Source organism: Rhizobium sp. R711 (assembly GCF_002211365.1).
Classification (GTDB): domain Bacteria; phylum Pseudomonadota; class Alphaproteobacteria; order Rhizobiales; family Rhizobiaceae; genus Rhizobium.
The window spans coordinates 99,702-110,820 of the sequence record NZ_LOKZ01000001.1 but is presented as its reverse complement, the minus strand read 5'-3'; the positions used below and the strand labels follow the sequence as shown (position 1 = coordinate 110,820).

Here is an 11,119-nt window from a genome sequence, read left to right as displayed (position 1 = left end):
GTACCTACAGTGCGTTGATGGGGATCTTCAGGTAGTGAATGCCATTGACCTCGGCGGGCGGCAGCTTGCCCGCGCGCATGTTCACCTGCACCGAGGGGAGGATAAGCCTTGGCATCGCCAGAGTGGCGTCGCGATCGTTGCGCATCTTGACGAACGCATCTTCGCTGACCCCCTCATACCGATAGGGTGTGCGCGCGTCACCACCCAGAAAGTCGCAGCGCGCCGTGCCGTAATCGGACATGAAGAGCGTGTCGCCGGGAAAGACGGCGTCGCCGATGACGTAGGCCAGGAGGGCGTGTGTATGGCCCGGAACGTGAAGAACCGTTGCATCCAGCTTGCCGAGCTTGAAGCGGTCGCCGTCTTGGAAAAGCTGGTCGAACTGGCTGCCGTCCTTCTGAAATTCCGTGCCGGCATTGAAGATCTTGCCGAAGTCCGCCTGGACGCGAACGATCTCACGCCCGATCGCCAGCTGACCACGCCCGGCCAGATCAGTAGCGCTGATGCAACGCCAGTTCCGGCTGACGTCGAACATGGCCGCCCAGTCCTTTTCGTCGAGGTCGGCGCCACGCTGCAGACAAGGGCGAAAGCCGCAAGCTCGTTATCTCGCCGCAATTGGCCGACGACATAGTCGTGTTGCATGGTGTCCTCCCGATACGGGGAAATCGAACGCTATTTGTCCCGCCGATGACATCCCTGTTCATTGTCATAGATCAATGACGACGACTTGGCTTATGCGACGTTTTCGACCAGCGCTGCTTTCAAGGAAGGAGGAGCGGCATGCAATCACTGGAAGCGGCGCCGACCTACAAGGGGGCTGCGTCCACAGTCCGGGCGAAGTTCCTTGTCGAGCGCTATTGGCCGCTTGTGCTCTTTTGCGCTGCTCTCGCATTCTTGACGAGCGGCCTTATCCTTAAACAGCTGGACGTTCGCTTTGTCGCAAACAGTCTCCTTGTTTCAAGCAATGTCATCGTTCTCTGCAGCCTGCTGTTTGAAATCGTTTCGAAGCTTCGACGTCGAGAGTTTGGACTTGATCTGATCGCTGCCCTGGCCATGGCCACAGCACTGTGGTTCGGCCAATACCTCGCTGGCGCCATCGTTTCGGTCATGTATGCCGGTGGCCATTTTCTCGAATTCTACGCGCATCGGCGCGCTGAAGGTGGTATGACTGACCTTCTTTCCCGAGTGCCCCGCAGCGCGCTTAGGATCAACGATGGTGAGTTCACAGAGGTGCCGATCGATGCGATCGCGCCCGGTGACCGCCTCCTCGTTCGGCGTGGCGATGTCGTGCCCGTTGACGGGACCGTGGATGGACGCACAGCCGTTCTCGACCAGTCCGCACTGACGGGAGAGCCGCTGCCCGTCCGCTTTTTCCAGGGAAAGGTCGTCTCTAGTGGCGCATCCAACGCCGGCGACGCATTCGATCTGATCGCCTCGAAGACCGCCAAGGACAGCACTTATGCGCATGTTCTGCGGCTGGTCGAGCAGGCCAAGCAATCCAAGGCGCCAATTTACAGGCTCGCGGACCGGATGGGGCTTTGGTTTTTAGGGCTCACCCTCCTCGTCGCGGCTGCTGCGGCAGCTTTGTCGGGAGACAGCGTCAGGTTCCTGGCGGTCCTGGTCGTGGCGACGCCCTGTCCCCTCATCCTGGCCGTTCCTGTGGCGCTGGTAGCGGGAATATCGAAGGCGGCCCGCAAAGGAATTCTGATCAAGGGCGCGGGTGTGCTCGAGGCCCTGTCGACGATCGACATAATCGTGTTCGACAAAACGGGAACCTTGACGATCGGGCAGCCGACGGTTTCTGCCGTTCTCGGCACGGACGAACCGGACGCACTGTTGCGGCTGGCCGCATCGGCAGAGCTGGCATCGGCTCACCCCTTGGGCCGGGCGATCGTCAAGGAAGCGCAAGGTCGGCACCTTTCGCTCAGCAGGCCAGAGCAGGCGGCCGAGGTGGCGGGAGAGGGTGTCGAGGCGATGATCGAAGGGCGTCGTGTTCTCGTCGGAGGGCCGGCCTTCGTCAGGTCAAAGGGCATAGAAGTGCAAATGTCGGCCGCCGACGCCTGCGCCAGTACGCTTGTCTGCGTGGATGAACAGGTTTTTGGGACAATATGTTTCGAAGACCCACTGAGAGGGGATGCGGCTCATGCGATCGACGATCTGCGCAAGCTGGGCATAAAGCATATTTCGCTCGCAAGTGGCGATCGGCTCGAGGTCGCAAAGGTCATCGCGGACCGTCTTGGAATGGACGCCGTCGAGGCAGATCTCAGTGCTGCAGACAAGGTCGAAATAGTTGGAAGGACGAAGGAGCTCGGAAGCGTGATGATGGTGGGCGACGGTGTCAATGACGCCCCGGCACTTGCAGCGGCAAATGTCGGGCTGGCGATCGCCCGCGGCAATTTGGCCGCGGCCGCTGAGGCCGCGGATGTCGTACTTTTGCAAAGCGGATTGAACGGTGTCGTGGCCGCGTTGGAAGTCGCCCGTCGCTCAAAGCTGATAGCACTCCAGAGCGTGGCAGTTGGCATTGGCCTTTCTGCCGTCGCGATGGTGTTCGCCGCAGCAGGGCATTTGCCTCCGGTTCAAGGCGCTCTGATACAGGAGGCGATCGATGTCGCTGTCGTCTTGAACGCGCTTCGAGCTCTCACCTAGTGGGATAGCAGGATCGGAATTCGGAGATTGTCGAGTAGACCGCGTGTCACTCCGCCAAAAAGGGTTTCCCGGAGTTTGGCGTGCCCATAGGCACCAGCGACAAGAAGATCTGCATGGTCCTCGATGGCGGCGTCCTGGATGACGCTCGTAACGTCTTCCCCGTCGCTGTGCACAGCCGCCAACGCAACTTCTAGCCCCGAATGCTTCAGCGCCTCTACGTAGCGATCAAGCAGATTGTCGCTGCGCGGTGCCGCATCACGTGCACATATCACCGTCGCTTTCGCAGCCGATTGGATCATCGGATATGCGTTCGACGCGGCGCGAGCGGCCGTTGCACTCCCGTCCCATGCGATTGCGATCTTGTCGATGCGACCGTAGAAGTCCCCAGACGGCAGCAGGAGCAAGGGGCGGCCACTGTCAAAGAAGAGACCCTCGATGAGCGGCCTCGCAAGCTCGGTGTTTTCCAGGATTGTAACATCGTAGGCGCGCGCAAGCTCCGCTGGTCTGAGTGTGGCCGACATCGCCTCGGCGTCGGCCGCGACAAGCCTTACATCAAGACAGACCCGTTCGGCGCGCTCGCGCAAATGTCTTACAAGCTGGGCGGCGATGTCCCGGTCAAAGCGCTCCGCCTGAAACGCGTCGTCGTCTGAATAGGTCTCGCCCGCTTCGTGATCATGGCGCCGCGCGGCATAGAGGTTGGCCACAAGATCGGCACCCTGATGCAACGAAAACTGGATCGCGTTCTCGATTATCGCGAACGAACTTGCTTCCGGATGCGTGGTCAATGGCAGATGGAACTGTGGCTTCATGACGTCCTTCGAAGGCACAAACGCGACACGGTCGTGCTTCCAACGGTCAAGCCGAACGGCGGTGCCGCTGGAAGAATGCATTTACCGCGACAGGAAGAGCGGAACCTGGCTGTCCTTCAGCATCGAACGAGTGACGCCCCCGAACAGGCGTTGCTGTATGCGCGGGTGGTTGTAGGCACCCATGACGACCATGTCGGCTGCCACGTCCGTCGCATGCTGACGCAATGTTTCGTCGACGCGGCGTCCGCCGCTGGCCACCCGATCGACCTCGACCTTCACGCCGTGCCGGGTGAGGAACATGGCGATGTCGGATCCGGGCTCTTCGCCGTTCTCCCAACTTCTGGCGACAGGGTCCACAATCGTGACATGCACGCAATCGCAGCCCTTCAGGAATTCTATCGACTGTCGGGTGGCCCGCGCTGCCTCGTCACTCGAATCCCAGGCGAGCAGGATAGATTTTGGAAACGGGCTGACGGTCTGCGTTTGCGGGTTGATCAGGATCGGCGTCGGAGATTGGAACAGCGCGCCATCGACGATACGTCGCTGAAGATCCTCGTTGCCAGCGGCTTGCGCTCCTACAAGGACGATATCGGCGTAGAGCGCATGCTGAGCGATGTCTTCCTCGGCCCATGCGAACTCGGTATAGATCTCCTGGACGTCGAAGGAGAGCTCCGTCCTTTCCAGGATCTCTTGTACTGCCTTCGTCGCCTCGGCAAGGCGGTCGATTTCCCTTTGTTGGCCTTCGAGCCAGGTGGTGGAAATCGCTTCGTAGGTGGCGATGGCTGGAACCGCCCCCATACAGATCACGAGCGCGGTCATATGGGCGCCCTTTGTTTGGCAAAACTCTATTGCCGACTTGACGTCCTGGTCCCAGCGCTCGACGTCAAAGACGCACATGACCGTTTTGATGCTCATCGCACTGCCCTCCTTGGTGATGGCTGCGATCGTATCCGCGTTCATGAAAGGTCTCTTTGATGTTCGTCAAAGTCGGACCCGATCATTCGAATTGATCAGTGCCCGCACGGCGTTCCCAAACAGGCGCTAGAACCCGCGGCTTGAGGCAGCAAGCAGCATCGCGTGAAGGACTATCGTATCCTGCAGCGAGGCAGTGCACTATCTCGAATGGTTGCGGATGTGTGCAGACTGTCCGACGAGGGCGATCAGCAAGCGCCGACCCCGGGTGGGCATGGGATGCACGAACTCGGACGGCCGAACCTGCCGCAGCTCTTGGTGAAGTACCGAGCATGCCCGAGCGCGGTCAGGCGCTAAAAGACGTCCATCCCGCCAAGACCGGCGAACTCCGTCCTGAACCCCTGGGCGCGAGCCTGCTTTAACAGCCGGTCGGCGCTCATGATGTCGAGCCGCATGCTTCCGGCGAAGCAGGAACGAAGCGGACAGCAGAGCTCTCTTGTTGCCCAGTCGAGAGCCCGCGGCGACATCATCGTGACGACCCAATGGTCGTTATCCACGCGTTCGAGAAGAACGTCGCTTTCGTTCCTGCCGGCGGGAGGAAAGAATGCGCATGTTGCGAACGGCGATCCGTTCTTGTCCTTGGCGCTGGTGACTATATGGCTCATCCTGCTACCCTCCTCGTTATTGCGGCCATCATGGCGTGGGAACCGAGCTGAGCTTATCCGACGAGGTGGTCAAGGTTGTTGATCTAGGTCAAGGCGGCAGGCTTTGTCTTGCGGATTGATCGGGCGATCCGGGTGTCTGGAGGTGGGCATGAAGGCGATGGTCCTGGAAAGGGTTGGCGCCCCACTGCGTCTTGTGGAGAGCCCTGACCCGTGCCCTTTCGCGGGGCGTGTCTTGATAGAGGTGGAAGCCTGCGGCGTCTGCCGCACGGACCTTCACGTGTTCGATGGCGAGCTTCCAAATCCAAAGCTGCCTCTGGTACTCGGACACGAGGTCGTCGGTCGCGTGGTTGCCGTCGGCCCCGGCGTCTCCAAAAGTCTTAAAGGCTGGAGGGTGGGCGTGCCATGGCTTGGCCACACGTGCGGGTGCTGCTCGTTTTGTCTGGCCGGAAGCGAGAACCTTTGCGACGCTCCCGGCTTCACTGGATATACGCTCGACGGTGGATTTGCCACGCACGTCGTGGCGGACGCCAATTATGCCTTCACTTTGCCACAGGATTTGGACCCGGTCGCAGCCGCGCCTCTTCTTTGCGCCGGTCTAATTGGGTGGCGCTCGCTAAAGGCGGCGGGAGAGGGAAAGACGATCGGTCTTTATGGCTTTGGCGCAGCGGCGCACATTCTCGCGCAGGTATGCGGGTGGCGAAAGCAGGATGTTTATGCATTTGTCCGTCCGGGGGATGAAGCGGCAAAAGATTTCGCACGGGAATTGGGTGCCAGCTGGGCCGGATTTTCAGACGAACCTCCCCCTGTGCAACTGGATGCGGCCATCATCTTTGCACCGGCAGGAGAGCTTGTCCCCAAAGCTCTGGCCGCAGTCCGCAAAGGTGGCACCGTCGTTTGCGGGGGCATCCACATGAGCGATATACCCAAGATGCCCTATCGACTCCTGTGGGGAGAGCGCCGCATCGTATCGGTCGCCAATCTGACACGCGAGGATGCTCGGGAATTCTTCCAATTCGTGGAGCAGGCGAGCATTCGAACAGTCACCACCGCGTATCCATTGCAGCGTGCCAACGACGCCTTGGCCGACTTGCGCGCAGGCCGGATCAATGGGGCAGCCGTCCTGGTGCCGTGATCACTCGTGCCTTGAGGGCTGCCCCGCGAGCCAGCAGCAGATCGCGTGGACCCGGGTATGTTCAGGTTCGCGCCTGATGGGTCACATCTCTACCCGACACGGATAGCGAGCTTGCGCCATCTCTGACTGCTTTGTGTCGGTGATCGGATCGCCCGCCAGAATCCAGTTGCCATTTGAGCAGGGTCGATGTGGGCGCCGACGATGGGGTCGGATATGATGAAGCCGGGAATGATGGGGGACGGCATGCGAGGACAGATGATGAAGATCATGTTCGCTATCGCCGATACCGATGGAGATTGTGCGCTGTCTTTCGAGGAAGTAACGACCATCCATAGGCGGATCTTCGACCGCGTCGATGCAAACAAGGACTCCAAGGTCGCGCTCGAGGAGATGCAGGCCTTCCGGGAGCGGTAAAGTCATAGACGATTATCGGTGCCGCCATAGGTCCGGGACGACGAAAGGCGCAGGAGAGGATGTTAAGAACACTCTTCGATCTGGTCTTGAGGCCTCAACCGAGGCGCCCAGGTGAGTCTTGCTCTAGGACGCCATCAACGGGTCGTCCCTGACCGTCTCGGCCAGGAAATCGAGGACCGTGCGAACCCGCAATGGCAGGTTCTTGCGCGAGGGGTAAACGACATTGATCGGCAGGCGCGCGGGGGGGAATTCCGGCATCAGCTTGACGAGCCTGCCAGCCTCGATGTCGGCGCAGGCAAGGAGATGCGAGAGCACCGCAAGACCGACGCCGGAAAGGACCGCGCGGTGGACCGCCACTGCATTGTTGGCGATCAGGCGCGGTGCGATGCGCACGGAAATCTCATCGGAGCCATTGGAAAACGACCATGTCCGGCCATCTCCGGCGCGGCTATAGCAGACGCATTCATGACTGGTGATTTCATCCGGCGTCTTGGGGCCACCATGTTGTTCCAGATAGCGGGGCGCTGCGACGAGGAAAGCCGTTGTCCAGCCAATCCGCCGGCACATCAAGCTACTGTCTGACACTGGACCGAGCCGCACTTCGAGATCGATGCCCTCGCCAATCAGATCGGACGGCTCCTCGCGAAAGATCAGTTCGATCGACAGTCTCGAATGGTGCTCAAGCAGTCCCGCAAGACGATCGCTGAGATAGAGGCCCAGAGGTGCCGGAAGAGCAAGCCGCACCCGCCCGGATCCCATGGCTGTCTCGCCGCAGGAAGCTTCGGCAAGCGCGTCCACTGCCTCTACCACCCGCAGCGCCATGGCGATCATATGTTCGCCTTCCACGGTCAGGGCAAGTGCATTCGTGGTACGATGTAGCAGGCGCGTGTTGAGGTGGTCTTCAAGTGCCGAAACCTGCCTGGAGACGGCTGGCTGGGTGAGATCGAGGTCGATCGCCGCTGCAGAAAACGAGCCTGTCTCTGCCACTCGCAGAAAGGCTCTGAGCGCGGATACGATGTCCATGCTGTCCCCCATACATTTCGACATAGGCCTTATGTCGTCACCTTAGGCCGAAAGGACTTTACTGTCCAGATATTACGGATATCTTGTATCCATAAGGATATCAAATATCCGCAATAAGGAGAAAGAGATGACGCAGCGCATCAACTACGCACAGCAATCACCCGAGTTCTTCAAGAAGCTGTCAGAGCTGAGCATGGGCCTGAAGGACAGCGTCATCGAACAGAAGATCCGTGACCTCGTGAATATCCGTGCGTCACAGATCAATGGCTGCGGCTTCTGCCTTGACATGCATGTCAAGGAAGCCAAGATCCATGGGGAAAGCGAACTGCGGCTCTATCATGTCGCGATCTGGCGTGAATCGAACCTCTTTGTACCGCGCGAGCGGGCAGCCCTTGCGTGGACCGAGGCAGTCACGAAGCTTTCCGAAGGCGGAATTCCCGACGAACTCTACGAGCGCGTACGCGGCCAGCTCTCAGAAAAAGAAGTCTCCGATCTGACCTTTTCGATCATGGTGATCAATGCCTGGAACCGCGCCAGCATCGCCTTTAGAGCAGTCCCGGGTTCTGCAGACAAGCTCTACGGCCTCGACAAAGCGGGTCTCAACTAAGCCTACGACCTCAAGCCATCAACACCGCGACCCCTGGCCGCCCTGAAGGGAGAAGTCCTATGAAGATCGTCATTATCGGCGGGACCGGTCTTATCGGCTCCAAGACAGTCGACCGCTTGCGCAAGCAAGGACATGAGGTGATTGCAGCCTCTCCGAACACCGGCGTCAACACGATCACGGGGGAGGGGCTGGCTGCGGCACTTAACGGTGCTTCGGTTGTCGTCGATCTCGCCAACTCGCCCTCCTTCGAAGACAAGGCAGTGCTGGAATTCTTCGAGACCTCAGGCCGCAATCTTTTTGCTGCTGAAAAAGCTGCTGGTGTCAAACACCATATAGCGCTTTCGGTCGTCGGCACCGAGCGACTGCTCGAAAGCGGCTACTTTCGCGGCAAGCTCGCCCAGGAAAAGCTCGTCAAGGCCTCCGGCGTTCCCTACACGATCGTCCATTCCACCCAGTTCATGGAGTTTGTGGCGGCCATTGCGCAATCCGGCACCGTCGGCGACGAAGTTCATTTGTCACCGGCCTATGTGCAGCCGATTGCCTCCGATGATGTCGCTGACGTCATGGCAGATGTGAGCCTTGCTGACCCGGTCAATGCAACGATCGAAATTGCTGGCCCCGAGCGCTTCCGGCTCAATGAACTCGTTGCCCGCTACCTCGAGGCGACGGGTGATGCCCGCAAGGTCGAAACGGATCCCGACGCGCGCTATTTCGGCGTTCGGCTAAAGGATGGTTCGCTGGTCTCGGACAACAACCCGCGCCTGGGGCGGATCACGTTCGAGCAATGGTTCACGGTATCCGCACGCAAATGACAGGCTGCCCGGTGGCCCCAGCTCCTGGGCTAAGCGCCCAACTCATGAAAGGAATCCTGATATGATGAAGTCGATTTTTGTCGCAGCTGCCCTTGTGGCGATGTCGTTTACCCCAGCCCTGGCTGCCGACGCCGGCGGCAAGGCCGCCAAGGTAACGCTCGTTTACGAGCATGAATTGCCAAACGTTCCTGGCAAGAGCATTAAGGGCGTCCTGGTCGAGTATGGTCCAGGGGGCTCTTCTGAGGGCCACACCCATCCGAACTCCGCCTTCATCTATGCAACGGTCCTCGAGGGCTCCATCCGCAGCCAGGTCAATGACGGGCCGGAGAAAACCTACAAAGCCGGAGAGAGCTTTTCGGAGATGCCCGGCGACCGTCATGGTGTCAGCGCAAACGGCAGCAAGACAAAGCCCGCAAAGCTGCTCGCGGTCTTCGTCGTTGACACCAATCAAAAGGAACTGACTTTTCCTCTGAAGAAGTAAGTGAGCGGCGGGGCCGGGTGCTGACGCACAGGGTCCCGCCTACCGCACATAGTCGCAACATCGCGCTGGATCCCGCCATGTCGAATGACCAACTCTCGTTGCCGCTTGCGTTGATCAATCTTCTGGGTGTTGCCGGGATAATCGTATGGCATCTCCAGGGTCGCAATCGCCCGACTGCTCGCCTGATCGTTCAGATCCTGTTTTTCTCAAGCATGACCGCCGTCCTAATCCTTGCAGGCATCCTGCCCCATCGCGCAGACGAGACATCCTTTTCGGGCTTCATGGACGTTCTGTCGATCTCAGCGCGAGTGCTGTGGTGGACACATCTGGCATGGACCCTGATCGGCTTCGTTCGCATCTACATTGTTCTGGAGCGAAGGCCGCGCGAGGCGCGTTTGCTGCAGGATCTGATCGTTGCCGTTGTCTATCTCGGAGTGGCCCTGTCCATCCTGGGTTTCGTCTTCAAAGCGCCGATAGGCACATTGGTCGCAACCTCCGGCGTCGTCGCCATCATCTTCGGCCTTGCGCTGCAAAATACGCTCGGCGACGTATTTTCGGGCATCGCACTGACATTGGGTCGGCCCTTCGCCATCGGCGATTGGCTCGTGTTGAGCGACGGAACCGAGGGACGTGTCATCGAGAACAACTGGCGCTCCACGTTTTTGCTCACCGGAGCGCACAACGTCGTCGTTCTGCCCAATAGCGTTCTGGCCAAGGTCGGGATCACGAATCTCAGCCGCCCCGATGAAACGCACCAGATCACACTGCCGGTCCGGATCGACGCAAGCCATCGCCCACAGCAGGTCGAAGAGGCGATGCGGACCGCCTTGCGAGGCAGCACGCTGATCGTCCAGGACCCATCACCGATCGTCGCCATGCAAGGGATCGATGCCATCGCCATCGAGATCGAATTGCAATTTCGCGTGACCAATGCAGCAAACAGGACGCAAGCAAGGAACGACGTCATCAATCTTGTCCACACCCACTGCCGGAAAAGCGGCCTTTCCCTTGCTATGCCGCCGCAGAGCTACCTCTACGCGCTGCCTGAAACAGACAAAGTCAAGCTGCGTTCATCCGGCGCGCTCTAGGACCCATTCGAAACTGCTCTTCCAAAGCTCCGCCGGGACATCCCTGGACAGCGCCTCGATCAGGTCGGACAGCCTGACACTGCGCAGCTTGTCGCGCCACGCTTCGTCGGCTTCCCACATGATGCGCGCCACCGCGCATGGATCGTTTTCGCAGTAGCCTTTCGGCCGGCAAGGATTGTTGCCCCTGATATTGTTGCAGACAAAGGTCCGCGCCTTGCCTTCGACCGCCTCGACGATATCCAAGAATGTCAATTCGGCAGGCGCCTTTGCCAATCGATAGCCGCCTGCCGGGCCGAGCGTCGTATGAACAAGACCGGCTTGCGAAAGGCTCTGCAAGGCCTTTGAAAGATACTCCTTTGGAAGTCCGTGGAACTCGGCCAGCGCCTTGGTGGACAGATAACGGCCTGCGGGCAGACCGGCGAGTATGGCACAACAATGTAGCGCCCATTCGACTTGGCTTTTCAGGATCATCAATTCAGTCCGGATCGATGCTGAATCGCATCTATTAAGGACATAAGGTATCCCTATTTCCC

The 11,119-nt window shown here is 59.5% G+C and carries 11 protein-coding genes and 2 pseudogenes; 7 read left to right on the top strand and 6 right to left on the bottom strand.

Going from position 1 to position 11,119, the window contains the following annotated elements; genetic code table 11:
* Positions 1–4: 4 nt before the first annotated feature.
* Positions 5–475: pseudogene (locus tag ATY80_RS00495) on the bottom strand (MBL fold metallo-hydrolase); the annotation flags it as partial.
* A gap of 302 nt (positions 476–777) precedes the next feature.
* Between ATY80_RS00495 and ATY80_RS00490 the strand changes: the two are divergent.
* A complete protein-coding gene (locus ATY80_RS00490; protein ID WP_088690562.1) occupies positions 778–2,643 on the top strand; it encodes a heavy metal translocating P-type ATPase in 1,866 nt (621 codons plus the stop codon).
* On the opposite strand, the gene ATY80_RS00485 is transcribed toward ATY80_RS00490, so the two are convergent.
* From ATY80_RS00485 to ATY80_RS00475, 3 genes are all read right to left on the bottom strand, one after another.
* The gene (locus tag ATY80_RS00485) at positions 2,640–3,452 is read right to left on the bottom strand and encodes a universal stress protein (protein ID WP_088691433.1); all 813 of its coding nucleotides are present in this window, start codon (positions 3,450–3,452) and stop codon (positions 2,640–2,642) included. The genes ATY80_RS00490 and ATY80_RS00485 overlap by 4 nt on opposite strands.
* Before the next feature lie 81 nt (positions 3,453–3,533).
* On the bottom strand, positions 3,534–4,367 hold the full coding sequence (locus tag ATY80_RS00480) for a universal stress protein (RefSeq protein WP_088691432.1): 834 nt from the start codon (positions 4,365–4,367) through the stop codon (positions 3,534–3,536).
* A gap of 350 nt (positions 4,368–4,717) precedes the next feature.
* Positions 4,718–5,029: a hypothetical protein gene (locus ATY80_RS00475; RefSeq protein ID WP_088690561.1), complete on the bottom strand. Its 312-nt coding sequence runs from the start codon at positions 5,027–5,029 to the stop codon at positions 4,718–4,720.
* A 148-nt stretch (positions 5,030–5,177) separates the two neighbouring features.
* On the opposite strand from ATY80_RS00475, the gene ATY80_RS00470 reads away from it, so the two are divergent.
* Together ATY80_RS00470 and ATY80_RS00465 are read left to right on the top strand one after the other, a co-directional pair.
* Positions 5,178–6,161: a zinc-dependent alcohol dehydrogenase family protein gene (locus tag ATY80_RS00470; protein WP_088690560.1), complete on the top strand. Its 984-nt coding sequence runs from the start codon at positions 5,178–5,180 to the stop codon at positions 6,159–6,161.
* A 213-nt stretch (positions 6,162–6,374) separates the two neighbouring features.
* Positions 6,375–6,575: pseudogene (locus tag ATY80_RS00465) on the top strand (hypothetical protein); the annotation flags it as partial.
* A 123-nt stretch (positions 6,576–6,698) separates the two neighbouring features.
* Here ATY80_RS00465 and ATY80_RS00460 read toward each other — a convergent pair.
* Positions 6,699–7,598, bottom strand: coding sequence for a LysR family transcriptional regulator (locus ATY80_RS00460; protein ID WP_088690558.1), 900 nt, complete (start codon positions 7,596–7,598; stop codon positions 6,699–6,701).
* A 127-nt stretch (positions 7,599–7,725) separates the two neighbouring features.
* On the opposite strand from ATY80_RS00460, the gene ATY80_RS00455 reads away from it, so the two are divergent.
* The 4 genes from ATY80_RS00455 to ATY80_RS00440 all read left to right on the top strand — a co-directional run bounded on the left by ATY80_RS00455 (position 7,726) and on the right by ATY80_RS00440 (position 10,586).
* Entirely contained in the window at positions 7,726–8,205 is a 480-nt protein-coding gene (locus ATY80_RS00455; RefSeq protein WP_088690557.1) for a carboxymuconolactone decarboxylase family protein, read from the top strand.
* A gap of 59 nt (positions 8,206–8,264) precedes the next feature.
* Positions 8,265–9,017: an SDR family oxidoreductase gene (locus ATY80_RS00450; RefSeq protein ID WP_088690556.1), complete on the top strand. Its 753-nt coding sequence runs from the start codon at positions 8,265–8,267 to the stop codon at positions 9,015–9,017.
* A 61-nt stretch (positions 9,018–9,078) separates the two neighbouring features.
* Complete coding sequence (locus ATY80_RS00445; RefSeq protein WP_088690555.1) at positions 9,079–9,498, top strand: cupin domain-containing protein; 420 nt, start codon at positions 9,079–9,081, stop codon at positions 9,496–9,498.
* A gap of 77 nt (positions 9,499–9,575) precedes the next feature.
* Complete coding sequence (locus ATY80_RS00440; protein ID WP_088690554.1) at positions 9,576–10,586, top strand: mechanosensitive ion channel family protein; 1,011 nt, start codon at positions 9,576–9,578, stop codon at positions 10,584–10,586.
* Here the strand turns inward: ATY80_RS00440 and ATY80_RS00435 are convergent.
* Positions 10,569–11,057 carry an Rrf2 family transcriptional regulator gene (locus tag ATY80_RS00435; protein ID WP_088690553.1) on the bottom strand — a complete coding sequence of 163 codons (489 nt, stop codon included), beginning with the start codon at positions 11,055–11,057 and terminating at the stop codon, positions 10,569–10,571. The two genes, ATY80_RS00440 and ATY80_RS00435, sit on opposite strands and share 18 nt — an antisense overlap.
* Positions 11,058–11,119: the final 62 nt, after the last annotated feature.